The 25,876-nt window shown below is 63.1% G+C and carries 22 protein-coding genes and 3 tRNA genes; 3 read left to right on the top strand and 22 right to left on the bottom strand.

Features of this window, described 5'->3' with window-relative positions; genetic code table 11:
• The first annotated feature begins 119 nt into the window (after nt 1-119).
• Together ABWY06_RS09435 and ABWY06_RS09440 are read left to right on the top strand one after the other, a co-directional pair.
• Nucleotides 120-587, top strand: a complete 468-nt coding sequence (locus ABWY06_RS09435) for an Lrp/AsnC family transcriptional regulator (RefSeq protein WP_353925314.1) — start codon at nt 120-122, stop codon at nt 585-587.
• 412 nt (nt 588-999) lie between these two features.
• Nucleotides 1,000-1,326, top strand: a complete 327-nt coding sequence (locus tag ABWY06_RS09440) for an Arc family DNA-binding protein (protein ID WP_353925315.1) — start codon at nt 1,000-1,002, stop codon at nt 1,324-1,326.
• A 210-nt stretch (nt 1,327-1,536) separates the two neighbouring features.
• On the opposite strand, the gene mgtE is transcribed toward ABWY06_RS09440, so the two are convergent.
• A complete protein-coding gene (mgtE, locus tag ABWY06_RS09445; RefSeq protein WP_353925316.1) occupies nt 1,537-2,979 on the bottom strand; it encodes a magnesium transporter in 1,443 nt (480 codons plus the stop codon).
• Between the two features lie 326 nt (nt 2,980-3,305).
• On the opposite strand from mgtE, the gene ABWY06_RS09450 reads away from it, so the two are divergent.
• Nucleotides 3,306-3,815, top strand: a complete 510-nt coding sequence (locus tag ABWY06_RS09450) for a hypothetical protein (protein ID WP_353925317.1) — start codon at nt 3,306-3,308, stop codon at nt 3,813-3,815.
• Nucleotides 3,816-3,865: 50 nt separating this feature from the next.
• Here the strand turns inward: ABWY06_RS09450 and ABWY06_RS09455 are convergent.
• The 21 genes from ABWY06_RS09455 to acs form a co-directional block, all read right to left on the bottom strand.
• Nucleotides 3,866-3,942 (bottom strand) — tRNA-Arg (locus tag ABWY06_RS09455).
• Between the two features lie 73 nt (nt 3,943-4,015).
• Nucleotides 4,016-4,092 (bottom strand) — tRNA-Arg (locus ABWY06_RS09460).
• Nucleotides 4,093-4,221: 129 nt separating this feature from the next.
• Nucleotides 4,222-4,312: transfer RNA gene (locus tag ABWY06_RS09465), tRNA-Ser, on the bottom strand.
• Between the two features lie 61 nt (nt 4,313-4,373).
• Nucleotides 4,374-4,559, bottom strand: a complete 186-nt coding sequence (gene csrA / locus ABWY06_RS09470; RefSeq protein WP_090211452.1) for a carbon storage regulator CsrA — start codon at nt 4,557-4,559, stop codon at nt 4,374-4,376.
• A 185-nt stretch (nt 4,560-4,744) separates the two neighbouring features.
• On the bottom strand, nt 4,745-5,980 hold the full coding sequence (locus ABWY06_RS09475; protein WP_353925318.1) for an aspartate kinase: 1,236 nt from the start codon (nt 5,978-5,980) through the stop codon (nt 4,745-4,747).
• Nucleotides 5,981-6,069: 89 nt separating this feature from the next.
• Nucleotides 6,070-8,694: an alanine--tRNA ligase gene (alaS, locus tag ABWY06_RS09480; RefSeq protein ID WP_353925319.1), complete on the bottom strand. Its 2,625-nt coding sequence runs from the start codon at nt 8,692-8,694 to the stop codon at nt 6,070-6,072.
• A gap of 134 nt (nt 8,695-8,828) precedes the next feature.
• Nucleotides 8,829-9,854, bottom strand: coding sequence for a low-specificity L-threonine aldolase (gene ltaE / locus ABWY06_RS09485; RefSeq protein ID WP_353925320.1), 1,026 nt, complete (start codon nt 9,852-9,854; stop codon nt 8,829-8,831).
• 117 nt (nt 9,855-9,971) lie between these two features.
• Nucleotides 9,972-10,982, bottom strand: coding sequence for a succinylglutamate desuccinylase (gene astE, locus ABWY06_RS09490; RefSeq protein ID WP_353925321.1), 1,011 nt, complete (start codon nt 10,980-10,982; stop codon nt 9,972-9,974).
• A gap of 90 nt (nt 10,983-11,072) precedes the next feature.
• Nucleotides 11,073-11,360, bottom strand: a complete 288-nt coding sequence (locus tag ABWY06_RS09495) for a topoisomerase II (RefSeq protein WP_353925322.1) — start codon at nt 11,358-11,360, stop codon at nt 11,073-11,075.
• A 58-nt stretch (nt 11,361-11,418) separates the two neighbouring features.
• The gene (gene astB, locus ABWY06_RS09500; protein WP_353925323.1) at nt 11,419-12,765 is read right to left on the bottom strand and encodes an N-succinylarginine dihydrolase; all 1,347 of its coding nucleotides are present in this window, start codon (nt 12,763-12,765) and stop codon (nt 11,419-11,421) included.
• Nucleotides 12,762-14,228, bottom strand: coding sequence for a succinylglutamate-semialdehyde dehydrogenase (gene astD / locus ABWY06_RS09505; RefSeq protein WP_353925371.1), 1,467 nt, complete (start codon nt 14,226-14,228; stop codon nt 12,762-12,764). The genes astB and astD overlap by 4 nt, the downstream gene beginning before the upstream one ends.
• Nucleotides 14,225-15,262 (bottom strand): arginine N-succinyltransferase, encoded by a 1,038-nt coding sequence (gene astA, locus ABWY06_RS09510; RefSeq protein WP_353925324.1) that lies wholly within the window; start codon nt 15,260-15,262, stop codon nt 14,225-14,227. The genes astD and astA overlap by 4 nt, the downstream gene beginning before the upstream one ends.
• A 9-nt stretch (nt 15,263-15,271) precedes the next feature.
• A complete protein-coding gene (gene aruF / locus ABWY06_RS09515; protein WP_353925325.1) occupies nt 15,272-16,288 on the bottom strand; it encodes an arginine/ornithine succinyltransferase subunit alpha in 1,017 nt (338 codons plus the stop codon).
• A gap of 188 nt (nt 16,289-16,476) precedes the next feature.
• Entirely contained in the window at nt 16,477-17,697 is a 1,221-nt protein-coding gene (locus tag ABWY06_RS09520; RefSeq protein ID WP_353925326.1) for an aspartate aminotransferase family protein, read from the bottom strand.
• 350 nt (nt 17,698-18,047) lie between these two features.
• Nucleotides 18,048-19,028 (bottom strand): transcriptional regulator ArgR, encoded by a 981-nt coding sequence (argR, locus tag ABWY06_RS09525; protein ID WP_353925327.1) that lies wholly within the window; start codon nt 19,026-19,028, stop codon nt 18,048-18,050.
• A 46-nt stretch (nt 19,029-19,074) separates the two neighbouring features.
• On the bottom strand, nt 19,075-19,839 hold the full coding sequence (locus tag ABWY06_RS09530) for an ABC transporter ATP-binding protein (protein WP_353925328.1): 765 nt from the start codon (nt 19,837-19,839) through the stop codon (nt 19,075-19,077).
• A 27-nt stretch (nt 19,840-19,866) separates the two neighbouring features.
• Nucleotides 19,867-20,979, bottom strand: a complete 1,113-nt coding sequence (locus tag ABWY06_RS09535) for a succinylglutamate desuccinylase/aspartoacylase family protein (RefSeq protein WP_353925329.1) — start codon at nt 20,977-20,979, stop codon at nt 19,867-19,869.
• Nucleotides 20,980-20,989: 10 nt separating this feature from the next.
• Entirely contained in the window at nt 20,990-21,688 is a 699-nt protein-coding gene (locus ABWY06_RS09540; protein ID WP_353925330.1) for an ABC transporter permease, read from the bottom strand.
• Nucleotides 21,685-22,374 (bottom strand): ABC transporter permease, encoded by a 690-nt coding sequence (locus ABWY06_RS09545; protein ID WP_353925331.1) that lies wholly within the window; start codon nt 22,372-22,374, stop codon nt 21,685-21,687. The genes ABWY06_RS09540 and ABWY06_RS09545 overlap by 4 nt, the downstream gene beginning before the upstream one ends.
• Nucleotides 22,375-22,482: 108 nt before the next feature.
• On the bottom strand, nt 22,483-23,262 hold the full coding sequence (aotJ, locus tag ABWY06_RS09550) for an L-arginine-binding protein AotJ (RefSeq protein WP_353925332.1): 780 nt from the start codon (nt 23,260-23,262) through the stop codon (nt 22,483-22,485).
• Between the two features lie 604 nt (nt 23,263-23,866).
• The gene (acs, locus tag ABWY06_RS09555) at nt 23,867-25,822 is read right to left on the bottom strand and encodes an acetate--CoA ligase (protein ID WP_353925333.1); all 1,956 of its coding nucleotides are present in this window, start codon (nt 25,820-25,822) and stop codon (nt 23,867-23,869) included.
• Nucleotides 25,823-25,876: the final 54 nt, after the last annotated feature.

Genomic DNA, 25,876 nt, shown 5'->3' on the forward strand with positions numbered 1-25,876 from the left:
ACTTGGTACGGTTCGCAAGAATATGCCGGGACCACGCCGGCTTTTTCTTTCTAAATTCGGGCCGCTCGGGCAATAATCCGCATGATTTCACCCAAAAGAACAATAAACGGGGAAGGTTCATGCAGGAAAAAATCAGCAGCATCGATCGCAAGATTTTGCGCCTGCTGCAGCACAACGCCGACCTGTCCGCCGCCGAGATCGCCGAGCGGGTGGAGCTGTCGCAATCGCCCTGTTGGCGGCGTATTCATCGCATGCAGGAAGAGGGGCTGATCGAGCGCAAGGTTGCTCTGCTCAACCCTAAATTGCTGGGGCTGAGCATGACCGTGTTCGTCAACATCAAGTTATCGGCCCATGGCCGTAACAATCTGGCGGAGTTCGAACAGGCGATCGTCGGTTACCCCGAGGTCCTGGAGTGCTACGCCATGGCTGGCAGTTCGGACTTTCTGCTCAAGGTGGTGGCCAAGGACATCGGCAGCTACGAGCGTTTTCTGCGCGACCAGTTGCTGCAGCGGCCCCACGTGCTGGAGGCCCACTCCCATATCGCCATGAGCGAGGTCAAACGCACCACCGAACTACCGTTGGATTGATCGCCATCCCAGCCGCTGCCTTCCGTCGGCCCGGCGCAGGCGGTCGCGAAGGGATGCCGTCAGGGCGCAAGCTGAAAACCTCGACCAGCGCCCACCGGCCTGTGGCCCAGGCTTGTACCCTGTTGAGCAGCAAATCCATGCCACTAAGGCTTGGGATTCGCCAACAAAACGCTCTAAAATAGGTTTCTGCGCATTGAATCGCATTTCGGATAATCGGTGCTGGCAAAAAGCCGGTAGCGGAACCAAAATACGACACAGAATTGGCGTCAGTTAAACGTCATCTACTGACTATGCAGTCATACCAACGCCAATCACGATCTGGTTGAACGGTTAGTGCTAAAGAGAGTCAAACCGGTGACAATCTTGCAGCTCATTGCCAGCATCGTTTCCCTGAACTAACCGGTTTAAATGTATGCGCCCTATGAAACAGGCTATTTATTCCAGCCGTACGGCTGATAAGTTCGTTGTTCGCTTACCCGACGGTATGCGTGAGCGCATCGCTGATGTCGCCCGCAACCACCACCGCAGCATGAATTCCGAGATCATCGCCCGCCTTGAGCAGAGTATGCTTCAGGAAGGCGCCCTGACCGACGACCAGAACCTGCGCCTGGACAGCCCTGAACTGTCTCTGCACGAGCGTGAGCTCTTGCAGCGTTTTAGACAGTTGTCGCGCCGTCAGCAAAATGCCCTGGTGGCATTGATTGCTCACGACGCGGAGCTTGCCGCCGAAGAAGCGTGAAGCAGTACTGCACCAACAACGGCCTACGGCCGGGGTTGGTGTGGAGCAGAAAAAGCCGCCCAAGGGCGGCTTTTTTATGTCCAGGGCAATCTGACCGGCTTGACCGGCTAAGGCCTGGTTAGGCGCAGTACGGCGTTACTCGTCGCTCATTGGGAATGCGCGGGCCTGATCTCGCGCCCGGCGTGGTCGCGCCCACAGTGCCTACAAGCCCTAAAGCAGGAACAGCGTCGCCAGACCGAGAAAAATAAAGAAGCCGCCGCTGTCGGTCAAGGCGGTGATCATGACGCTGGCGCCCAGCGCGGGATCGCGCCCCAGGCGCACCAACGTCATGGGGATCAGCACCCCCATCAGCGCCGCCAGCAACAGGTTGAGAATCATCGCCCCGGTCATCACCACCCCCAGCGACCAACTGCCATAGAGCCAGTAGGCGACCACGCCGATCACACCGCCCCACAGCACGCCATTGATCAGCGATACGCCCAACTCCTTGCGCATCAGGCGCGAGGTGTTGCCGGTGCTGACCTGATCCAGCGCCATGGCCCTGACGATCATGGTGATGGTCTGGTTGCCCGAGTTGCCCCCAATGCCCGCCACGATCGGCATCAGCGCCGCCAGCGCCACCAGCTTCTCGATGGACCCCTCGAACAGGCCGATCACCCGCGACGCCAGGAACGCAGTGATCAGATTGAGGGCCAGCCAGGACCAGCGGTTGCGGACCGATTTCCAGACGGAGGCGAAGATATCTTCTTCCTCGCGCAGACCGGCCATGTTCAGCACTTCGCTCTCACTTTCCTCACGAATCAGGTCGACCATTTCGTCGATGGTCAGACGGCCGATGAGCTTGCCGTTCTTGTCGACCACCGGCGCGGAAATCAGGTCATAACGCTCGAAGGCTTGCGCCGCGTCGTAACCGTCCTCATCGGGATGAAAGCTGACCGGATCATTGGCCATGACCTCGGCCACCTGCTTGTCCGGATCGTTGACCAGCAGGCGCTTGATCGGCAGCACACCCTTCAGGACGCCGTCGTAATCCACCACGAACAGCTTGTCGGTATGCCCCGGCAGCTCTTTCAGCCGCCGCAGGTAACGCAGTACCACCTCGAGGCTGACGTCCTCGCGGATGGTGACCATCTCGAAGTCCATCAGGGCGCCGACCTGGTCGTCCTGGTAGGAGAGGGCCGAACGGACCCGCTCGCGCTGCTGCGCGTCGAGGGTTTCCATCAGCTCGTGAACCACGTCGCGCGGCAACTCCGACGCCAGGTCGGCCAGTTCGTCGGCGTCCATGTCCTTGGCGGCCGCGAGAATCTCATGATCGTCCATGTCGGCGATCAGGGTTTCGCGGACCGAATCGGACACTTCCAGCAGGATATCGCCGTCGCGTTCGGCCTTGACCAGTTGCCAGACCGTCAGACGCTCGGCCAGCGGCAAGGCTTCGAGGATATGCGCCACGTCGGCGGAGTGCAGCTCGTCGAGCTTGCGCTGCAGCTCGACGAGGTTCTGCCGGTGCACCAGGTTTTCCACCCGGGCCTGGTGCTGGCCTTCCTGACGATGGGTCAGGTCTTCGACCAATTTGTGCCGGTGCAGCAGCTCGACCACCTGAGCCAGGCGGACCTGCAGGCTCTCTTGCGGTTTTTTGGTTTCGACTTCAGTCATGGCGCACTCCACCCCCAGCGGCAGCGCACGCCAACGAGGATCAATCAGGTACTACGTGATTGTACAATTGAGGTTTTACGTAACTACTGGGCAAGTCCATGGTGGGTTCCCACAAGCCCCGGCGGGGCTGACAGAGCAAATGATAACACCGCCCAGAGCCTTTGCACGTGACAAAATCCGGCCCGGAACAAGCGCTTGCATTACAAAGCTGAGCACGATCCGATTACCGGTCACTGACGCGCGGCACACTGGCGAAGACACGTCGAACCACCCCCGCCCTGGCTTCGATCTAAGCTCAGCCCGAGCCCGTCAAGGAGGACGCCGCCATGCATGGACTGCTGCGCGCAGCGATCTGCGCCACCCTGCTCCACTCACCCGCCACTCCCCAGGCCACCACAGTGATGCGCTGCGAAGACGCCAGTGGCCACATTACCTTTACCCTGCATGGCTGCTCCACCGACCAGCAGGGAGCCTTGCAGAAGGCAGATAATCACTCACCCGGCAGCGGCAAGCCGGTGCCCATGGCCAAGCCCTTGCGCCCACGAGGCAGCGCTGCGCGCAACAGAGCCGGTACGGTGCAAAAACCAGAGGTGGTGGGAGTGGGAACCCAGGACGACGGCTGCGGAAACCGAATCACCAGCAGCGAGCGTCGCCAGGCGATGATCCGTAAGGAAGTGCGGGCCGGCATGCCGCTCAAGGATGTGGAGAGCATGCTGGGCAAACCCAACGGCATCAGCAGCCAGAACGGGCAAATGCGCTATCAGTACGTCGAGCAGAATGGGCGCCGCCGCACCGTCAGCTTCGATGAGACGGGCTGCGTCAAAGGCAAACGTTAAACGCCGGACAAAGAAAAAGGGCCTGCATCGCTGCAAGCCCTTTTCTTGTTTGGTGCACTCGACAGGATTCGAACCTGTGACCGCTCGGTTCGTAGCCGAGTACTCTATCCAGCTGAGCTACGAGTGCAAGTTTGATGGGTTTGACCAGTTCATCCTCTGGTATCGCCAATATTCGAAACGAACTCCGAATACCGTTAAAATGGTGCACTCGACAGGATTCGAACCTGTGACCGCTCGGTTCGTAGCCGAGTACTCTATCCAGCTGAGCTACGAGTGCACTATAGGGTGCGAATTATAGGCCGCCTGTATCGATGGTCAAGCATTTTGTTAGGAATTTCAGCAACTTACGCTACTTTCAAACCACCCAGACTTGCTTGCCGCACCACGCCCTAGAACTCTTGAATAATGGCGGAGAAGGGGGGATTCGAACCCCCGACACCCTTGTGAGATGTACTCCCTTAGCAGGGGAGCGCCTTCGGCCACTCGGCCACCTCTCCGCAACACGGGGCGTATCATATCCATCTTTTCCCCGTTTGCAAACCAAAAATTTGATAAAAATTAGTGGCTTGGTTCTTCGCCTTTCTCTTTCTGGATTCGCTGGTAGATTTCCTCGCGGTGCACAGCTACTTCCTTGGGGGCATTGACCCCAATACGCACCTGATTACCTTTCACGCCCAACACGGTGACAGTGACATCATCACCCACCATCAGGGTCTCTCCGACCCGGCGAGTCAGAATCAGCATTCCTTTCTCCTTACGGATTACAGTTCGGGACAACAGTCTGCAAAAGCAATGGTGGCAGGCTCCATGAAGCGCAAGCGCCGGAGACATTCACCCAAGTATTGACCAGTGTAGTCAGAAAGAAAGTTCCGTACCCCGGCCAAAAATGACGAAAGGCGCGGGATCAACCGCGCCTTTCGGGCAACGCCTTACGCGCCCTGTCGGGCCGGGGCGTCCAGTTCGAAAGCAGTGTGCAACGCACGGACCGCCAGCTCCAGATATTTCTCTTCGATGACCACAGAAACCTTGATCTCCGAGGTCGAAATCATCTGGATATTGATGTTTTCCTTGGCCAGCGCCTCGAACATGCGACTGGCCACGCCCGCATGGGAACGCATGCCCACGCCCACGATGGAGACCTTGGCGATCTTCTCGTCACCCACCACCTCGCGCGCACCCAACTCACGGGAGGTCTGCTCCAGCACCTGCTGCGCGGCCTGGTAGTCGTTGCGGTGCACGGTGAAGGTGAAGTCGGTGGTGTTATCGTGGGAGACGTTCTGCACGATCATGTCCACCTCGATATTGGCCGCACTGATCGGCCCGAGGATCTTGAAGGCCACGCCCGGAATGTCCGGCACGCCACGGATGGTCAGCTTGGCTTCGTCACGATTGAAGGCGATGCCCGAAATGATCGGCTGTTCCATGGATTCCTCTTCGTCGATGGTAATGAGGGTGCCCGGCCCCTCCTGGAAGCTGTGCAGGACGCGCAGCGGGACGTTGTATTTGCCGGCGAACTCCACCGAGCGGATCTGCAGCACCTTGGAGCCCAGGCTGGCCATTTCGAGCATTTCCTCGAACGTGATCTTGTCCAGCCGCTGCGCCTGGGGCACCACCCGTGGATCCGTGGTGTAAACCCCGTCGACATCGGTATAGATCTGGCAGTCGTCGGCTTTCAACGCCGCGGCCAAGGCCACGCCGGTGGTGTCCGAGCCACCGCGTCCCAGCGTGGTGATATTGCCCTGTTCGTCCACACCCTGAAAACCAGCGACCACCACCACTCGACCGGCCTTGAGGTCGGCGCGAATCTTCTGGTCGTCGATCTGCAGAATGCGCGCTTTGTTATGGGCACTGTCGGTGAGGATGCGCACCTGGTTACCCGTATAGGACACCGCCGGCACACCGCGCTTGATCAGGGCCATGGCCAGCAAGGCAATGGTCACCTGCTCGCCGGTGGAGACCATGACATCCAGCTCACGCGGGACCGGTTGATCGCTGATCTGCTTGGCCAGGTCGATCAGGCGATTGGTTTCGCCACTCATGGCGGACAACACCACCACCAGGTCGTCGCCGTTCTCGCGAAAACGCTTCACCTTTTCCGCGACCTGCTCGATGCGCTCGACGGTGCCGACGGAGGTGCCTCCAAATTTCTGTACGATCAAAGCCATTTCAAAGCCGCCTCAGCCCCTCAAGGGCGTCCAGTAAAAGTCCACCGACCAAGGCCCGCCGGGCGCAGGCGGGCCGTCCGTGCCCTGCCTTACAAACCCTCTTCGACGAAGGCCTGAGCCAACGCCAGTGCGGCATCCAAGGCATTGGCGTCGACGCCACCGCCCTGGGCCATGTCGGGCCGGCCGCCACCCTTGCCGCCGACTGCCGCAGCCGCCTGACGCATCAGCTCGCCCGCTTTCAACTGGGCGGTCAGGTCCTGGGTGACACCCGCGACCAGCACCACCTTGCCGTCCTGCACACCGCCCAGCAGTATCACCGCACGACCCAGCTTGTTCTTCAGCTGATCGACCAAGGCCAGCAGACCCTTGCCGTCCACCCCATCCAGGCGCGCGGCCAGCACCTTGACGCCCTTGACCTCGATCGCCGAGCCGGACAGGTCGTCGCCGGCGGCACTGGCTGCCTTGGCCTTGAGCTGCTCCAGCTCTTTTTCCAGTTGGCGGTTGCGCTCAAGCACCCCAGCCAGCTTGTCCAGCAGGTTGTCAGGGTTGCCCTTGAGCAACGCCGCCGCGTCTTTCAACTGCTCTTGCGCACCATTGAGATAGGCCAGTGCCACGGCGCCGGTCACCGCCTCGATACGCCGTACACCGGCCGCCACACCGCTTTCGCTGGTGATCTTGAACAGGGCGATATCACCGGTACGGGACACATGGGTGCCACCACAGAGCTCGACGGAAAAATCACCGCCCATGCTCAGCACACGCACCTGGTCGCCGTACTTCTCGCCGAACAGCGCCATGGCGCCCTTCTGCTTGGCGGTCTCGATATCGGTTTCCAGGGTGTCGACCGCCGAGTTCTGCCGCACCTGGGCATTGACGATGTCTTCCAGCGCCTTGAGTTGTTCGGGCTTGATCGCCTCGAAGTGACTGAAGTCGAAGCGCAGCCGCTGGCTGTCGACCAGCGAGCCTTTCTGCTGCACATGCTCACCGAGCACCTGGCGCAGCGCCGCGTGCAACAAGTGGGTCGCCGAATGGTTCAGCGCGGTGGCCTGACGCACACCGGCATCGACCTGGGCATTGAGCGTCGCACCACTGACCAGTTCACCGCTGGCGAGAATGCCGTGGTGCAAAAAGGCACCGCCGGCCTTGGTGGTGTCGCGCACCTCGAAGCGCAGCCCGGCCGCCTCAAGATAACCGCTGTCACCGATCTGGCCACCGGATTCGGCGTAGAACGGCGTCTGGTCGAGCACCACCACGCCCTCCTCGCCCGCACCCAGGCGTTCGACCGCCTGGCCGTCCTTGAACAGCGCCACCACCTGGCCGCTGCCCTGGGTGCCGGCATAACCCAGGAAACGGGTTTCACTGTCGACCTTGACCAGGGCGTTGTAATCCATGCCGAAGGCACTGGCCGAACGCGCGCGCACTCGCTGGGCTTCCATCTCGCGCTCGAAACCGGCCTCGTCCAGGGTCAGCTCACGCTCGCGGGCGATGTCACCGGTCAGGTCCACGGGAAAACCGAAGGTGTCGTACAGCTTGAAGATCACTTCACCCGGGATCACCGAGCCTTTCAGCTCGGCCAGGTCCTGCTCGAGGATCTTCAGGCCCTGCTCGAGGGTCTTGGCGAACTGCTCTTCCTCGGTTTTCAGCACCCGTTCGAGATGCGCCTGCTGCTGTTTCAGTTCGGGGAAGGCCTCGCCCATCTCGGCGACCAGCGCCGCGACAATCTTGTGGAAGAAACTGCCCTTGGCACCCAACTTCTTGCCGTGGCGACAGGCCCGACGGACGATGCGCCGCAACACATATCCGCGGCCTTCGTTGGACGGGGTAATGCCGTCGGCGATCAGGAACCCGCAGGAGCGGATATGGTCGGCCACCACTTTCAGCGAGGGCGCGTCATCGTTGGCGCAGCCGATGGCCTGGGCCGACGCGGCCAGCAGGCTCTGGAACAGGTCGATCTGGTAGTTCGAGTGAACATGCTGCAGCACCGCGCTGATGCGTTCCAGGCCCATGCCGGTGTCCACCGAGGGCGCCGGCAACGGATGCAAGACGCCATCGGCCGTGCGGTTGAACTGCATAAACACGTTGTTCCAGATCTCGATGTAACGATCGCCGTCTTCCTCCGGGGAGCCGGGGGGGCCGCCCCAGATATCGGCGCCGTGGTCAAAAAAGATCTCGGTACAGGGGCCGCAGGGACCGGTGTCGCCCATGGTCCAGAAATTGTCCGAGGCGTAGGGCGCGCCCTTATTGTCGCCGATACGGACCATGCGTTCGGCGGGCACCCCGACTTCCTTGGTCCAGATGTCGTAGGCCTCGTCATCGCTGGCGTAAACCGTGACCCAGAGCTTGTCCTTGGGCAGGTTGAGCCACTGTGCCGAGGTCAGGAAGGTCCAGGCGTAATTGATCGCATCACGCTTGAAATAGTCGCCGAAGCTGAAGTTGCCCAGCATCTCGAAGAACGTATGGTGGCGCGCGGTATAACCGACGTTTTCCAGGTCGTTGTGCTTGCCACCGGCGCGCACGCACTTCTGGCTGCTGACAGCGCGGGTATAGGCGCGCTTTTCCTGGCCGAGGAAGCAGTCCTTGAACTGGTTCATGCCGGCGTTGGTGAACAGCAGGGTCGGGTCGTTGCCCGGAATCAGCGAGCTGGAGGCGACGCGGGTATGCCCCTGCTCTTCGAAAAAACGGAGGAAGGCTTCACGGATTTCGGCGCTTTTCATAGATTCTTCCACGGAAACTGGGCTCTGCAAGGGTGCGGACGCAGGACGCCCTGGGCCACACGGATTGCCGGCAAAGGGCCGCATTATATCGGCCCTGTGGCTTCGGGCTAGTGTCTTTGTGCGATAGTTAACGACTATTGGTGTCGCGTTTGCGCTGAGTTCTGACGAAAGGCAGCGAATGCATCGATCACCTGGGCGATCGCCTGGGTCGAGACGTCCAGGTGCGTGACCAGGCGCAGACGTTCGGCGGAGGTGACCTTGATCCCCCGTTCAGCCAGGAACAGCTTGAGCGCCGGGGCCGCGGCGCCCATCTGCACATAGGCCATGTTGGTCTGCACCGGCTCTACCGCATAACCCAGCCCGCGCAGGCCCTCGGCCAGCAAGGCGGCATTGGCGTGGTCCTCGGCCAGGCGCTCGACCTGATGCTCCAGGGCATAGAGGCCCGCCGCCGCGAGGAAGCCGGCCTGGCGCATCCCGCCACCGAGCATCTTGCGCAAACGCCGGGCCTTGCCGATAAACGCCTGGCTGCCGCACAACACCGAACCCACGGGGGCGCCCAGGCCTTTGGACAGGCACACCGACACCGAATCGAAATGACGGGTGATTTCACCCGCCTCGACCCCCAGCTTCACCGCGGCGTTGAACAGCCGGGCACCGTCCAGGTGCAGCGCCAGGCCACGGCGCTGAGTCAGCTCACGGGCGGCGGCCAGGTATGCCATCGGCAGTACCTTGCTTTGCATGGTGTTTTCCAGCGCCAGCAGGCGCGTGCGGGCAAAATGGAAATCGTCGGGTTTGATTGCGGCCTCGACCTTGGCCAGGTCCAGCGAACCATCGGCCTCGGCCTCCAGCGGCTGCGGCTGGATCGAACCCAGCACCGCCGCGCCGCCGCCCTCGTACTTATAGGTGTGCGCCTGTTGCCCGACTATGTATTCATCGCCCCGTTCGCAATGGGCCATCAACCCCAGCAGGTTGCTCAGGGTGCCGGTGGGCACGAACAGGCCCGCGGCGAAGCCCAGACGCTCGGCCAACGACCGCTCGAGGCGCTCGACCGTGGGGTCCTCACCATAGACATCGTCCCCCACCTCCGCGCGCAGCATGGCCTCGCGCATGCCTGGAGTGGGTTGGGTAACGGTGTCGCTGCGCAGATCGATAACGGGCATGACGGCTCCAGGCTGGACAAAGTCCGATCCTAAGGCGCCACGGCGGGCCAGACAAGCCGAAGCTTGGATCCAGGGCCACGACGAGCGTCAGCCACGAAGGCGAATGCCGACGCCGATTCAGCCCAACTGCGTGGCGTCGGTCGGCACCACCAGGATGGCCGCGCGCAGGCCGTTTTTCACCTTGGGATTGGGAAAGATGATCCGTGCACCCGGCTCCTCGATCACCCATCGGGTCTCGGCAATGTCCTCGGCCAACAGATACCCCAGCGGCAGCTCGCTGAAATTCTCGACGTCCGCCGGCAGGTGCAGGACAAAGGCGTCGCTGTGCTTGATCACTTCGCGGGCCACGGCGAACAGCTGCAGGCCATCCAGCGCGGACGCCTCCAGCAGTGGCTCACGACCCTCGATCAGCAGCTGCAGGTGTTGCTCCAGCGGCCCCAGGTTGACCTCCTGGTTCTGCCCGAAGGCGCGGGCCTTGCCCAGCTCCAGGGTAAAGGCTTCGGCCTCCAGCTGGGCGTAGGTGTAGGCGCTGAAGGTGATCGAACCCTTGCTTTGCAACAGCACCGCCTCGATGCCGGCGGCGCGCAGGCGAGCCAGTTCGTGGCGTGAATGCCGCCGCCCTTCGTGCCAGGGGTAGAGCGCGAACTGCTCGATCTTAGAGGCACGGATCGCCGTATGCAGGTCATAGTGCAGGCGCTGGCGCCCGGGCTTGTTGAAAAAACCGCTGGCCAGGTGTTCCAGCTCGCAGGCGCGCAACGCCTCGAAACCGCTGGATTGCTCGTGGCGGCCATTGAACAGGCGGTTGATATCCTGATCGATATAACGTTCGCCGCGGCGCATGGCCTCGGGATTGCCGAGCAGGAACAGCAGGCGCGCGCGGGGCTTGAGGTCGCCGCGGGCAATGCCTTGCAACAGGCGATCGAGCAACTCGATGGGCGCGGTCTCGTTGCCATGGATACCCGCCGACAGCAGCAGGTCCAGGCCCGAGTCGAGTTCCGCCGCGGGGGTGATCTCCAGCGCACCCTCGGCCAGCCAGCGCAAGCGCGCACCCTCGACCGTGACCTGCACCTTGGCAGCCGGTTCACGCCCGGCCAAGGTCAGCTCAAGCAATTTACCCAAGGCTAACATTGGCGATCTCCCGATCTGTCTTGAATAGCAGGCGGCAGCGCCTGCAAGGGGTGCCGCGCCGACCTTACGCTGGCGCGTACGGGTGCCGACTCAGTGGTCGTGGGCGCAATCCGGACCGTGCACGTGTTCGTCGTCGCCTGCCTCGGCCGGTTCCATTTCCAGCTGCAGGCTGACCAGGTTGGTCGCCAGCGGACGCAGCAGCAGGTTGGCGTACTCGGTATCGCCCTCCTCCACATCGACGCCGATCAGCAACTGACCGTTGCCCGCTTGCTGGATCCACAGCTCGCGCCCCTGCCAGACCACGGCCACGCGGGTGCAGGTGGTTTCCAGCTGGGTGCCGTCGGTGTCTTCGAGTATCAATTGCAGGCTATCGGTCATCGGATATAGCTCCAGGGGGTCAACCACAGGCCGCCAAGCGAAACGCGGCGACCCGGGTTCAAGCGAGTTGAAAGGGGTAAACCGAGCCCAGTGTAAGGATACGGGTCAGTTCATCCAAGGCCGTGCGGCACTCGACCAGCAATTGCGGGTCGGCCAGGTCGGCCTCGCTCAGGCGATCGCGATAATGCTTATCGACCCAGGCGACCAGGGTTTCATTCAGCGCCGGGGTCATGATCACCCCGGGATTGACCGCCGCCAGTTCCGCGTCCTTGAGCGCCACCCGCAGGCGCAGGCAGGCGGGTCCGCCGCCGTTCTGCATGCTCTGCTTGAGGTCGAAGACCTTCACTTCGCGTATGGGCCCAGTCTCGGCAGTCAGGCGCGTCAGGTACTGCCAGACCCGCCCGTTGTTGCGACACTCCTCGGGCACGATCAGCAGCATCGAGCCATCGGCCTGGGTCAGCAACTGGCTGTTGAACAGGTAGGAACGCACCGCGTCCTCTACCGTTACCTGGTCACGAGGCACGCAGACTGCACGCAACTGGCCGCCACGGCGTGCCAGCTTGTCCTGCAACTGCGCCAGCACCCGCTCGGTGTCGAGAAAGGCGTCCTGGTGGTAAAACAGCACTTCGCCATTACCCACGGCGATCACGTCGTTGTGGAACACCCCCTGGTCGATCACCGCGGGGTTCTGCTGGGCATACACCACGCCGTCCTCGCCCAGACCATGCAGGCGCGCCACCGCCTGGCTCGCCTCCAGGGTCTGGCGCGCCGGATAACGCTGTGGCGCCGGCAGGCGACTGTCGAAGGCGCTGCGACCAAAGACGAAGAACTCCACCCCGGCCTCGCCGTAACCCCGGCAGAACCGCGTGTGGTTGGCCGCGCCTTCGTCGCCGAATTGCGCCACGGCCGGCAGGGCGGCGTGGTGGGCGAAATGCTGCGGGTCGGCGAACATCGCCCCGAGAATACGCCCGGTCACCGGGTGCTCGAGGCTGCGGTGGAATTTGCAGTTCAGGTTGGCGGCAGTGAAGTGCACCCGGCCATCAGCCGTGTCGGCGCTGGGGCTGACAGTGGCCGCATTGGCGGTCCACATGCTGGAAGCCGAACAACTGGCGACCAGCAACGGCATGGCCTGCTTGGCGGCCTGTTGAATGACCTGGGCATCGCTGCCGCTGAAACCGAGGCTGCGCAGGGCTGCCACGTCCGGGCGCTCCTGGGGCGCCAGCACGCCCTGCTTGAAGCCCATGTCCATCAGGGCCTTCATCTTCGCCAGACCTTGCTTGGCCGCCTCTTTCGGGCTGGACTGCTGCTGGCTGTTGCCTTGGGACGCCACGTTGCCATAGGACAGGCCGCCGTAGTTGTGAGTCGGCCCGACCAGACCGTCGAAATTCACTTCATAGGCATTCACAGGCTTACTCCCGGCGTCAGGGTGGCAGGCAGGCTCAGGGTGGCGCTTTCCAGCGAAGCGACCGGGTAGGCGCAGTAGTCGGCTGCGTAATAGGCGCTGGCGCGATGGTTGCCGGAGGCGCCGACGCCGCCGAAGGGCGCGGTGCTGGCGGCGCCGGTCAACTGCTTGTTCCAGTTGACGATGCCGGCCCGGCTTTCCAGCCAGAACCGTTGGTAACGCTCGGCACTGTCCGACAGCAGGCCGGCCGCCAGGCCGAACTGAGTGGCGTTGGCCTCGCGAATGGCGTCGTCGAAACTGTGGTAGCGCAGCACCTGCAACAACGGGCCGAAAAATTCCTCGTCGGCACGCTCGGCGACGGCCGTCACGTCGAGTATCCCGGCGGTCAGCAACGCGGCGTTGGCCAGCGGTTGGGTCATCGCCAGCAGCACGCTGGCGCCCTGGGCGATCAGTTGTTCCTGGGCCTTGAGCAGGTGACGAGCCGCGTCCAGGGAGATCACCGAGCCCATGAATGGCGCCGGCTGCTCGTCGAAGGCACCGACCTTGAGGGTCGCGGCCACGCTGACCAACCGCGCCAGCAAGGCATCGCCCCAGGCCCCTTCGGGCACCAGCAACCGCCGCGCGCAGGTGCAACGTTGCCCGGCGGAGATAAAGGCCGACTGGATGATGGTGTAGACCGCCGCATCGAGGTCCTGCACCTGATCGATGACCAGGGGGTTATTGCCGCCCATTTCCAGGGCCAGGATCTTGTCCGGCCGCCCGGAGAATTGCGCATGCAAGGCATTGCCGGTACGACTCGAACCGGTGAAGAACAGGCCATCGAGGTCCGCCTGGCCCGCCAGCGCGATACCAGTGTCCCGAGCGCCCTGCAGCAGGTTGAGCACACCGGCGGGCAGGCCCGCGTCGATCCAGCACTGCACGGTCAGCTCGGCGACCTTGGGCGTTAGCTCGCTGGGCTTGAAGATAACCGCGTTACCGGCCAACAAGGCCGGCACGATATGGCCGTTGGGCAGGTGCCCGGGAAAATTGTAGGGGCCAAACACCGCCACCACGCCATGGGGCTTATGGCGCAGCACGGCGGTGGCGTCGGCCAGCGGCCCGCTCTTCTCGCCGGTGCGCTCACGGTAGCTTTGCAGGGAAATCGCCACCTTGTTGACCATGCTGGTCACTTCGGTACTGGCTTCCCAGAGCGGCTTGCCGGTTTCTTCGCCGATGCAGTGAGCCAGTTCATCGCTGCGTTGCTTGAGCACCGCGGCGAATCGCTCCAGCACCTCGACCCGCTCCTCCAGGGTCCGTCGCGCCCAGGCCGGAAAGGCCGCACGGGCGGCCGTGACCGCTGCCTGCACCTGTTCAGGGCTGGCCGCCTGGCCACTCCACAAGCGCGCCTGACTGACCGGGTTAAGCGACTCGAAAGACTCGCCCAGGCCGGGCTGCCAGTGACCGTCGATGTAATGGGTGCTCATCAGTTGGGCTCCTTGGTGACCGCCGGCTTGGCCGACAGCGGCACCGCGCGCACCTGATCACCGGCACCCAGGCGCAGGCGCTTGGCGGTTTTCGGGTCGACCACCAGGGTACCGGCGGCCAGGCGTGCCGGCGCGGCGGTAATGCGGCAGTCTTCACGCTTGCGGTTGTGGATCAGGTAGGGCGGCGCATCGTCGCCCGGGGTGCCGACCGCCAGCACCAGGGTACGGCTGTCGGACACCGCGCGGATCTTCGCGGTTTGCGCCTCGATCGACGGACCGGCGTCGAAGATATCGACGTAGCCCTGGTAGCTGAAGCCCTCGGACTTGAGCATGCTCAGGGCCGGCTCGGTATCGGGATGAACCCGGCCGATGCTGTCGCGCGCCTCTTGCGACAGGAAACAGGTGTAAAGCGGGAACTTGGGCATCAACTCGGCGATAAAGGCCTTGTTGCCCACGCCCGTCAGGTAATCGGCGCGGGAAAACTCCATCTTGAAGAAATGCCGACCCAGGCTTTCCCAGAACGGCGAACGGCCTTTTTCATCGGACATGCCACGCATTTCGGCGATCACCTTGGGCCCGAACAACTGCGGGAATTCGGCAATAAACAGGAAACGCGCCTTGGACAGCAGGCGGCCGTTAAGGCCGGTGCGGTGCTCGCCGTGGAGGAACAACGAGCAGAGTTCCGAGTTGCCGGTCAGGTCGTTGGCCAGGAACAGGGTCGGGATCTCGCGGTGGATATTCAGCTCCTGGGAGGCGCTGACGATCATGCCCAGGCGGTAGTTGTACCAGGGTTCGCGCAGGCCGACGGCACCGGCCACGGCGGAGATACCGAGCACCTTGCCGTCGTCGTCCTCGAGCACGAACAGGTAGTCGGCATCGGCCCGTTCGGCCTCGCCACGGAAGGCTTTTTCCGCCCAGCCGACACGGTGGGCCAGACGCTCCTCGTTGGCCGGCAGGGTCGTCAGGCCGGCGCCGGTGCTGCGCGCCAGGTCGATCAGCGCCGGCAAATCGGCACTGCGTACGGGACGAACGATCATAACGACTCCTTAAACCGCAACCAGGCGCACGCTGGCACCTTCGCCGACGCCCAGGGCTTCGGCGGCTTCGACACTCAGGGTGACCGGCTTGCCGGGCACCCAATCCAGTTCGGCGACAATGGCGCGGAAATCCTGCAATTGGCCGTTGGAGACCAGGTACGGACGTCCGCCCTTGCCCTGTTCGCCCAGGCGCACCGGCACCATGCGGCTCTGGGCGATGGAGCGAATACCCGAGGTGCGCGCATGCAGGGTCGGGCCACCGTCGAAAATATCGATGTAGTGATCGGTTTCGAAGCCTTCACGCATCAGGATATCGAAGGTGATCTGCGCCCGCGGGTGCACCTGGCCCATGGCTTCCTGGGCGGCATCCGGCAACAGCGGCACATAGATCGGGTAGTGCGGCATCAGCTCGGCGAGGAAGGTCCGGCTCTTCAGTCCGCACAGGCGCTCGGCCTCGGCGTAGTTGAGGTCGAAGAAATTGCGCCCCACCGCATCCCAGAACGGCGAATCGCCCTGCTCGTCGCTCTGCCCGACGATTTCAACCACCACCGCATCGGCGAAGCGCTCCGGATGGCTGGCGACGAACAGCAGGCGGGCGCGGGAATTGAGCTCGGCCCAGACCGAGTCCACCAACGGCTTTTCCACGTAGAAGCTGGTCAACAGGCTGTTGCCGGTCAGGTCGTGGCACAACGAGAGCACGTGGATCTTGTTGTGGATCGACAAGGAGCGCGACGCATGCACGAAGGTTTCGTTGCGAAAGCTGTAGAACGGCTCGGAATACCCGGCGGAGGCGACGATGCCGGAACAACCGACCAGGCGTCCGGTCTCGCTGTCCTCCAGCACGAAGAAATAACTTTCCTCGCCGTTGAAGCTGACTTCGGCGGCAAAGGACGCATCCGAGGCGGCAATTTTCTCGCTCAACCGGGCGCTGTCGTCCGGCAGGGAGGTAACACCAACCGGACTGTCCGCAGCCAGACGTTGTACGTCGGCCAAATCAGCCATTTGCGCGGGGCGCATCACCAGCATGGTGTCACTCCTTGGAAGAAAAGCTCCGAGCCACTCGCGCTGAGCCGCCCAGAGAAAACCGCGGCCCAAGGGCCGCGGCACACACAGAAACGCTCATCCCTGAAAGGACCCCGGCACCTCCTGTGCCGGGCATGGGTTCAATCGTCAGCGTGCGTCACTCGGACCAAACGCCCTAACGCCCGTCAACTTCAAGCCTGGGTCAACTTGGCCACCGCGCGTTCGAAGCGGGCCAGGCCCTCGTCGATATCGGCGTCCGGGATCACCAGGCTGGGGGCGAAACGCATCACGTCGGGACCGGCCATCAGCACCATCACGCCTTCCTTCTCGGCGGCGTTGAGCACGTCCTTGGCCTTGCCTTTCCAGGCGTCGGACAGGGCCGCGCCGATCAACAGGCCGAGGCCGCGCACCTCACCGAACAGGCCGTACTGGCTGGCCATGCGCTGCAGCGCAGTTTTGAAGCGCTGGTGCTTGGCCTTGACGCCCGCGAGCACCTCGGGGGTGTTGATCACGTCCAGCACCGCGCCGGCAACCGCGCTGGCCAACGGGTTACCGCCATAGGTCGTGCCATGGGTACCCACCGACAAGTGCGCCGCGATCTTGCTGGTGGTGAGCATGGCGCCGATGGGGAAACCGCCACCCAGGCTCTTGGCGCTGGAGAGGATGTCGGGGGTGACGCCGTAATGCATATAGGCGAACAATTCGCCGCTGCGGCCCATGCCGCTTTGCACTTCGTCGAACACCAGCAGCGCGTTGTGCTCGTCGCACAGTTTGCGCACGCCTTCCAGGTAGGCCTGGTCGGCGGGCAGCACACCGCCTTCGCCCTGCACGGGTTCGAGCACCACGGCGCAGGTCTTGTCGGAGATGGCCGCTTTCAGGGCCGCCAGGTCATTGAACGGCACATGGCTGATACCTTCGATCTTGGGACCGAAGCCATCGGAATACTTGGGTTGGCCACCGACCGTTACGGTGAACAGGGTGCGCCCGTGGAAGCTGTTGGTGGCGGCGATGATCTCGCATTTTTCCGGCCCATAGACGTCATGGGCATAACGCCGGGCCAGCTTGAACGCGGCCTCGTTGGCCTCGGCGCCGGAGTTGGCGAGAAACACCCGCTCGGCGAAGGTCGCGGCCACCAGCTTATGCGCCAGGCGCAGGGCCGGCTCATTGGTAAACACGTTCGACACGTGCCACAGCTTGCCGGCCTGCTCGGTCAAGGCCGCGACCAGCGCCGGATGGGCGTGACCCAGGGAGTTGACGGCGATGCCGCCGGCAAAGTCGATCAGCTCACGACCGCTCTGGTCCCAGACGCGGGAGCCCTCGCCACGCACCGGGATAAAGGCCGCGGGGGCATAGTTGGGGACCATGACTTGGTCGAAATCGGCGCGTTGCACCTGAGCATGCTCAACAGACATCGAAGCTCTCCTGACGAGGAACGCCTGCCATTACGGCCAGCGATGAAATGGATTGTAGGGACTGAATTACGGCGGGCATTGCCGCCATGCGACAACTTCTTATAGCGCCAACCCGCGGCGTTGCGGGGCTTATGGAAATGCGACAGAAAGCGTCGCGAAGGCGCAGTTTAAACGCTGTTCGGCGCAGCGGCGCACCCGCGGAAAATTTTTCTCCACGCCCTGACTGGCAGGTTCCGACCGCGACCCGGGCACGCATGGGCTCGCCTTTTTCGATCACCCGGGCCGCTGAAGTGCGACCGTCACGCTGAAGGGGTGGCGTGCGCCGCCGTGGACGGAAACGCCCCGTGGCCTCAACCGCGCTCGACGGGCGCCGAGGTCAGTTCGAAAGGGCTGTTGCTGCGACGCTGGTTGCGGTCTTCGCGGGGGGTGGCACCGAAGAAGTTGCGGTAGGCGCTGGAGAAATGCGGCCCTGACGAAAAACCACAGGACAGGCCGATCTGGATGATCGACTTGCTGGTCTGCATCAGCGACTGACGCGCCTTGTTCAACCGCAGCTCCAAGTAGTACTGACTGGGCACGCGGTTCAGGTACTGCTTGAAGATACGTTCCAGCTGGCGCCGCGACACACAGACGTGCTGGGCAATCTCGTCGGTGGTCAGTGGCTCCTCGATATTGGCTTCCATCAGCAGCACCGCCTGGGTCAACTTGGGGTGACTGGAACCCAGGCGATTCTGCAGCGGAATACGCTGACGCTCGCCACCTTCGCGAATCCGCTCGACCACCAGCTCTTCCGATACCGCGCCGGCCAGCTCCGCGCCGTGGTCGCGGGTCAGCACCGCCAGCAGCAGATCCAGCACCGCCAGGCCACCACAGGCGGTCAGTCGATCGCGATCCCAGTCGAACAGGTGGCTGGTGGCGATGACCTTGGGAAAACGCTCGGTGAAATCGTCCTGCCAACGCCAGTGCACCGCCGCACGGTAGCCGTCGAGCAGACCGAGCTGGGCCAGGGGATAGACCCCGGCGGACAAGCCACCGATGCTGCAGCCAGCGCGCACCAGCTGCTTGAGCGCGGCGGACAACGGCGGCGCAATGGGCCCCGGCGGCTCGTCAGCCAGCAAGAAAAGCTTCTGGCAACCTTCCAGCTTGCCCACCCAGGCTTCGCCCGGCAAACGCCAGGCACCCTCGGCGGGTGGCTCGGCTTGCAGGAACAGCAACTCGTAGACCACCTCGGGGTGCACCCGCTGGGCCACGCGCAACGCTTCCTCGGCCAGGGCCAGGGTCATGGCCTTGGTCGAGGGCCACAGCAAAAAACCAATACGATGGGCTGTCATGTCAGGCTCTTGTGGGCATGGAAACGCACGCCTAAGCGCGGCATTATCACTTCAAGCTGCCGGAAAGAAACTGCTGCAATCGCTCGGATTGCGGGTTGGCCAGCACTTCGCGCGGATCACCCCGCTCCTCGACCACCCCTTTGTGCAGAAACACCAACTGGTTGGAGACTTCGCGGGCGAAGCCCATTTCGTGGGTGACCACCACCATGGTGCGACCTTCCTGCGCCAGGTCCTGCATCACCTTGAGCACCTCGCCGACCAGTTCCGGATCAAGGGCCGAGGTCGGTTCGTCGAACAGCATCACTTCCGGCTCCATGGCCAGCGCCCGGGCGATCGCCACGCGCTGTTGCTCGCCGCCGGACATATGCGCCGGGTAGGCGTCCTTGCGATGACCCACGCCGACCTTGGCCAGGTAGTGTTCGGCCTTCTCCAGCGCCTCTTTCTTGCTCAGGCCCAGCACATGCACCGGCGCTTCCATGACGTTTTCCAGGGCGCTCATATGCGCCCACAGATTGAAGTGCTGGAACACCATGGACAGCCGCGAGCGCATCCGTTGCAGTTGCTTGGGCTCGGCCGCCTTCAAGGCGCCGTCCTTGTTGGCCACCAGCTTGAGCTCTTCGCCATTGAGCAGGATCTTGCCGCCATGGGGCTGCTCGAGCAGGTTGATGCAGCGCAGGAAGGTACTTTTGCCTGAACCGCTCGAGCCGATGATGCTGATCACGTCACCGGCCTTGGCGGCCAGCGACACACCCTTGAGCACCTCATGGCTGCCATAGCGCTTGTGCAGGTCTTGGACTTCCAATTTGTACATGCTGTCGACTCTCGAATGCAGTGGAATTCAGTCGCTGAGCAGGCGACCCTGACGAATCGGGGTATGGCCTGCCACCTTGGCCAGCCAGAGTCCCGGCTGGGCAAAACGCAGGCGCTCACGGACATAGAGCACGCCATCGGTGCCGGCCAGGACCGTGCTGTGGCGGTCGTCCAGCGGATCGATCACCTCGAACACGGGATCACCGGCGCGCAGGTACGCACCGACCGGCTGGAGAAAACTCACCACCCCGGCATGGGGTGCATAGAGGTACTCGGCGCCCTCGAAAGGCGTCGCTTCACAACAGGCGTCGGGCGCCGCTGGCCAGTCACCGGCAATCAGCCCCTGCTCGGCGAGGAAGGCCAGGATCGACTCGGCGCTGGCTTGCGCCAGCGGCTTGTCGGTATCGGCCATGCCGCCCAGCTCGAGGGTCGCCGCCAGGCACGCCAGCGGAATGGGGACTTCGGGAAACTGCCGCGACAGCCGCAGCCAGGGGGTGGAGCAGGCCTCGTCGAAGGAGCTGCCGCCGCCATCCTCGCTCAGCAGCACGGCCCCCGCCCGCAAGCGCGCCGCCAGGGAGCGCCACTGCGGCCATTGCTGGGGAATCGGGTAAAAATGCACCACCGCCTCGAAGTCGCAATGCAGGTCGAGCACCACATCGGCATCGCAGGCGTGGGCCAACAGCAGGCGTTGCAAGCCCTGGAGCTCCGACAAGGGCGGGGCCAACGAGGCCAGCGCCTCCTGCATGGCGGCGCGGATCAGGCGCACATTGCTGGCGCCCTCCCCGCCCAGACAACCTTCCAGTGCCGGCGCGATCAGGGTCGCCAGGTCGGCGAAATCGCGGTTGAAATTCTTGCCACTGCCCAGCTCGAAACGGCCCTGCTGGGTCGCCTGAAACAATTGCCCCAGGCCAATCGGGTTGGCCACCGGAACCAGTTCGATGACCCCATTGAGGCGCCCCTGGGCGTCCAGTTCGACCAGGCGGCGCTTGAGCTCCACCGCCACGCGCATGCCTGGCAGTTCATCGGCGTGCAACGAGGCCTGGATATAGGCCTTGCGCGGCCCGCCGCCGAACCGGAACACCGTCAGCCGGCGTTCGGTACCGGGGCAGCCCCAGGGCAACACATGCTCGATGCGCTCCATAAGCCGCTCCTCAGGCCTTGCGCGGCGCGAGGTAGACCAGCCAACGGCGCTCGGCCAGCTTGAACAGGCGTACCAGCACCAGGGTCATGCACAGGTAGAACGCACCCGCGGTCAGAAACGCCTCGAAGGGCATGTAGAACTGCGAGTTGACCGTGCGCGCGGCGCCGGTGAGGTCGATCAGGGTCACCATGGAGGCCAGGCTGGTGGTGTGCAGCATCATGATCACTTCGTTGCTGTACTGCGGCAGGGCACGCCGCAGCGCCGAGGGCAACAGGATGCGCCGATAGAGCTTGGCCCGGGACATGCCCATGGCCTTGGCGGCCTCGATCTCCCCGTTGGGCGTGGCCTTGAGGCTACCCGCGAGGATTTCCGCGCTGTAGGCACTGGTATTGATGGCAAAGGCCAGACAGGCGCAGAAGGTCGCGCTGGACAGGTAAGGCCAGAACACGCTGTTGCGCACCACCTCGAACTGGGCCAGGCCGTAATAGATCAAAAACAGCTGTACCAGCATCGGCGTGCCGCGAATCACGTAGGTGTAGAACCAGGCCGGAAAGTTCACCCAGGGTGCGCGCGAGACCCGCATCAGGCCAAGTGGCACCGCCAGCAACAGGCCACAAAACAGCGCGATCAGCAGCAGTTTCAAGGTCACCAGCACGCCATCGAAATACAGCGGCAGGCTGTCCCAGATCACGGAAAAATCGAGAATCATAAATCAGCCGCCTTGATACCCACCGAGTAGCGTTTTTCCAGCTGACGCAAGGCCAGCAGGGAGACCGTGGTCAGCACCAGGTAGAGCGCCGCCACCGCCAGGAAAAAAGTGAAGGGCTGATGCGTGGCGTCCGCCGCGCTCTTGGCCTTGAACATCATGTCCTGCAGGCCCACCACCGAAATCAGCGCGGTGGCCTTGGTCAAGACCAACCAGTTGTTGGTGAAACCGGGGATCGCGAAACGGATCATCTGCGGCACCAGGATACGAAAGAACACCTGCAGGCCATTCATGCCATAGGCCGCGCCCGCCTCGCCCTGCCCCTTGGGGATGGCCATAAAGGCCCCACGAAAGGTCTCGGACAAATAGGCACCAAAAATAAAGCCCATGGTGAAGACGCCGGCCATAAACGGATTGAGGTCGATGTACTCCTCGTAGCCGAGCATAGGGGCGACACGATTCAGCAAGTCCTGACCGCCGTAGAAAATCAGCAGGATCAGTACCAGGTCGGGAATACCGCGGATCACCGTGGAATAGGCCTCGCCCAGCAACGCCAGCCAGCGTAGCGGCGACAGGCGAAAGGCGGCACCGAGCAACCCCAACACCACGGCCACGGCCATCGATGTCAACGCCAATTGCAGGGTCAGCCAGGCACCGTCGAGAATGGTTGCCCCATAACCGTTCAGCATGATTGCGAATCCTCAGACAGCACGGAGACACCACTCGCCCACCGCGCTGGAGCAACGAAAAAGTGGCACCACCCCAGGGAAGTGTGCGCCACTTTCAGGGAAAAGCGATTACTCGCCGTAGACGTTGAACTTGAAGTACTTGTCCTGCACTTCCTGATACTTGCCGTTGGCACGAATAGCCAGGATAGCCGCGCTGATCTTGTCGGCCAGGGCCTTGTCACCCTTGCGCACGGCGATACCGGCACCGTTGCCAAAGTACTTCGGCTCGGTGTAGTCCGGGCCCACCAGGGCAAACCCCTTGCCGGCGTCGGTCTTGAGGAAACCGTCGTCGATATTCACCACATCAGCCAGGGTGGCATCCAGACGACCGGAGGTCATGTCGAGGAAGATCTCGTTCTGCGAGCCGTAACGCACCACCTCGACACCCGCCGGGGCGAATACCTCGGTGGCATAGCGGTCATAGATCGAGGCGCGCTGCACGCCCACACGCTTGCCCTTGAGGTCGGCCAGCGGGTCGTTGATCACGGTGCCGGCCTTCATCGCCAGCTTGGCTGGGGTGTGGTAGTACTTGCCGGTGAAATCCACGGCTTTCTTGCGGTCGTCGGTAATCGACATCGAAGACAGGATCGCATCGAACTTACGCACCTTGAGCGCCGGGATCAGGCCGTCGAACTCTTGCTCGGTCCACTTGCACTCGACCTTCATCTCCGCGCACAGCGCCATGCCGATGTCGTAGTCGAAACCGGTGATCGCACCTTCCGGGGTCTTGAAGGCGAACGGCGGGTAGGCCGCTTCGATACCGATGCGCAAGGCTTTGGCGTCTTCTGCCAAGGCCAGGGGCGACAGCAGGGACAGCGCCAGGGCGCCGAGAAGTGCAATCTTCTTCATCTTGTGACTCCTACAAAGGGAATGGCATCGGTTGGCAGTCAGTGGAATTGCCCAGGCCGTCCGTGAATTGTAGGAAGAGTCGCCGTCTTTGCGGCGTGCTTGCTAGGCCACAGTGGGCTCCGGCTGGGTGAGCGGCATTCTAACGACAGCCCCCCGGTCGATATTTCCTCAATGCGACAACTAATTACAAAGTGCCAGGCGGGAGACAGAAGGAGGATTGACAGAGGCACCGATACATGGATAGCAAATCAACAAACGCAACTGACTGGTACAGCAATAATCGCGCCGCTTTAACTCATACCCCCGACTTACGCTGCCTGCAGCGAAGCAAGGCGAATGAGCGGCGCCCCACTTTAGCGCAGCGACGCTTCAGTTGTTTCCACCCGCCCCGCTCCGGCGCCATCGTCCGAGGCGGGTGTTACCCCTGGGTGTTACGTCCACGCATCCCAAGTTATGCCGATAAGTATCCATAAACACCCGTTATCGACCGCACGCTGATCGCCGCAAATAACCCCAGTCTCGGTCGCACAGACGGTAAATCAGGATAACGCCCGTGATAAAAAACCCCGACTGAGCCGGGGCGTGAGACTGGAACACTCGCGACTCAGGCGGCCTGCATACCGCGATGGGTATCGATCAGGTGTTGCACCACCCCGGGGTCGGCCAGGGTCGAAATATCGCCAAGGCCGTCATACTCGGCGCTGGCGATCTTGCGCAGGATACGGCGCATGATCTTGCCCGAGCGGGTCTTGGGCAGCCCCGGCGCCCACTGGATCACGTCCGGCGAGGCAATCGGGCCGATCTCCTTGCGTACCCACTGCCTGAGTTCCTGGCGCAAGGCTTCGCTGGGCTCCTGGCCATGGTTCAGGGTGACATAGACATAGATGCCCTGGCCCTTGATGTCGTGCGGCATGCCGACCACCGCGGCCTCCGCAACCTGGGGGTGGGCAACCATCGCGCTCTCGATCTCGGCGGTACCCATGCGATGACCGGAGACGTTCAGCACATCATCGACCCGGCCAGTGATCCAGTAGTAGCCGTCCTCGTCGCGACGGGCACCGTCGCCGGTGAAATACATGCCCTTGAAGGTCTTGAAGTAGGTGTCGACGAAGCGGTCATGGTCGCCATAGAGGGTACGCGCCTGGCCCGGCCAGGAGTCGAGTATCACCAGGTTGCCCTCGGCCGCGCCCTCGATCAGGTTGCCCAGGTTGTCCACCAGGGCCGGCACCACGCCGAAAAACGGCCGGGTCGCCGAACCCGGCTTCAATGCGGTGGCCCCGGGCAAGGGGCTGATCAGCACGCCCCCGGTTTCGGTCTGCCACCAGGTGTCGACGATGGGGCAGCGGCCCTGGCCCACCGTGTTGTAATACCAATTCCAGGCCTCGGGATTGATCGGCTCGCCCACCGAACCCAGCAGGCGCAGGCTCGCGCCGCTGGCGCCCTGCACCGCCGCCTCGCCCTGGGCCATCATGGCGCGGATGGCAGTCGGCGCGGTGTAGAGGATATTGACCTGGTGCTTGTCGATGATCTTCGACACCCGGGTGATGTCCGGGTAGTTCGGCACGCCCTCGAACAGCAGGGTGGTGGCGCCGTTGGCCAGCGGCCCGTAAACGATATAACTGTGTCCGGTGACCCAGCCGACATCGGCGGTGCACCAGAACACCTCGCCCGGCCGGTGGTCGAAAACCCGCTCGTGGGTCAGGGCCGCGTACAGCAGGTAACCGGCCGTGCTGTGCTGCACGCCCTTGGGTTTGCCGGTGCTGCCGGAGGTGTAGAGGATAAACAGCGCCTCCTCGGCGCCCATTTCCTTGGGCAGGCAGTGACTGGAGGCGACCGCCATCAGGTCCTCGTACCAGACATCCCGATGCGTATTCCACTTGATCGCGCCCCCGGTGCGCTTGCAGACGATCAGTTTCTGCACGCTGCTGGTGTCGGGGTGGGTCAGCGCATCGTCGACATTGGCCTTCAGCGGGGTGGTCTTGCCGCCACGCAGCCCTTCATCGGCGGTGATCACCACCTTGGAGCGGCAGTCGATGATGCGCCCGGCCAGGGCCTCGGGCGAAAAGCCGCCAAAGACCACCGAATGCACGGCGCCAATGCGGGTACAGGCCAGCATCGCCACCACCGCCTCGGGAATCATCGGCATATAGATGGTCACCACGTCGCCCCGGTGCACATCCTGGCCGCGCAGGGCATTGGCGAACTTGCACACCTGCTCGTGCAGTTCGCGGTAGGTGATGTTGCGCTGCTCGCTGGGATCGTCGCCCTCCCAGATGATCGCCACCTGGTCGCCACGTTCGGCCAGGTGCCGGTCCAGGCAGTTGGCCGAGACGTTGAGGGTGCCGTCGGCGAACCACTTGATATCGACATGATGGTCGTCGAAGGAGGTCTGCTTGACCGTGGTGAATGGCCGGATCCAGTCCAGGCGCTGAGCCTGCTCGCGCCAAAAGCCGTCGGGATTGACCACCGACTGCTGGTACAGGGCCTTGTAGCTCGCCTCGTCGGTCAGCGTGTACGCCGCCACGTCGGCACGCACGGGATACAGGGAAGCAGCACTCATCAGCAAACACCTCGAGGGGTCGTTGTCGTTTTATGCTGTCTTTTTTAGCCCTCA

The organism is Pseudomonas sp. (genome assembly GCF_040514055.1).
GTDB lineage: Bacteria > Pseudomonadota > Gammaproteobacteria > Pseudomonadales > Pseudomonadaceae > Aquipseudomonas.

Bases quoted from the DNA above. Each gene is read 5' to 3' on its own strand.
- ABWY06_RS09440 (WP_353925315.1), top strand. From the start codon at position 1,000: ATGCGCCCTATGAAACAGGCTATTTATTCCAGCCGTACGGCTGATAAG.
- aruF (WP_353925325.1), bottom strand. From the start codon at position 16,288: ATGCTGGTGATGCGCCCCGCGCAAATGGCTGATTTGGCCGACGTACAA.
- astE (WP_353925321.1), bottom strand. From the start codon at position 10,982: ATGTTAGCCTTGGGTAAATTGCTTGAGCTGACCTTGGCCGGGCGTGAA.
- csrA (WP_090211452.1), bottom strand. From the start codon at position 4,559: ATGCTGATTCTGACTCGCCGGGTCGGAGAGACCCTGATGGTGGGTGAT.
- ABWY06_RS09540 (WP_353925330.1), bottom strand. From the start codon at position 21,688: ATGATTCTCGATTTTTCCGTGATCTGGGACAGCCTGCCGCTGTATTTC.
- ABWY06_RS09450 (WP_353925317.1), top strand. From the start codon at position 3,306: ATGCATGGACTGCTGCGCGCAGCGATCTGCGCCACCCTGCTCCACTCA.
- alaS (WP_353925319.1), bottom strand. From the start codon at position 8,694: ATGAAAAGCGCCGAAATCCGTGAAGCCTTCCTCCGTTTTTTCGAAGAG.
- ABWY06_RS09535 (WP_353925329.1), bottom strand. From the start codon at position 20,979: ATGGAGCGCATCGAGCATGTGTTGCCCTGGGGCTGCCCCGGTACCGAA.
- mgtE (WP_353925316.1), bottom strand. From the start codon at position 2,979: ATGACTGAAGTCGAAACCAAAAAACCGCAAGAGAGCCTGCAGGTCCGC.
- ABWY06_RS09435 (WP_353925314.1), top strand. From the start codon at position 120: ATGCAGGAAAAAATCAGCAGCATCGATCGCAAGATTTTGCGCCTGCTG.
- ltaE (WP_353925320.1), bottom strand. From the start codon at position 9,854: ATGCCCGTTATCGATCTGCGCAGCGACACCGTTACCCAACCCACTCCA.
- acs (WP_353925333.1), bottom strand. From the start codon at position 25,822: ATGAGTGCTGCTTCCCTGTATCCCGTGCGTGCCGACGTGGCGGCGTAC.
- astA (WP_353925324.1), bottom strand. From the start codon at position 15,262: ATGATCGTTCGTCCCGTACGCAGTGCCGATTTGCCGGCGCTGATCGAC.
- aotJ (WP_353925332.1), bottom strand. From the start codon at position 23,262: ATGAAGAAGATTGCACTTCTCGGCGCCCTGGCGCTGTCCCTGCTGTCG.
- ABWY06_RS09545 (WP_353925331.1), bottom strand. From the start codon at position 22,374: ATGCTGAACGGTTATGGGGCAACCATTCTCGACGGTGCCTGGCTGACC.
- ABWY06_RS09530 (WP_353925328.1), bottom strand. From the start codon at position 19,839: ATGTACAAATTGGAAGTCCAAGACCTGCACAAGCGCTATGGCAGCCAT.
- ABWY06_RS09475 (WP_353925318.1), bottom strand. From the start codon at position 5,980: ATGGCTTTGATCGTACAGAAATTTGGAGGCACCTCCGTCGGCACCGTC.
- ABWY06_RS09520 (WP_353925326.1), bottom strand. From the start codon at position 17,697: ATGTCTGTTGAGCATGCTCAGGTGCAACGCGCCGATTTCGACCAAGTC.
- argR (WP_353925327.1), bottom strand. From the start codon at position 19,028: ATGACAGCCCATCGTATTGGTTTTTTGCTGTGGCCCTCGACCAAGGCC.
- ABWY06_RS09495 (WP_353925322.1), bottom strand. From the start codon at position 11,360: ATGACCGATAGCCTGCAATTGATACTCGAAGACACCGACGGCACCCAG.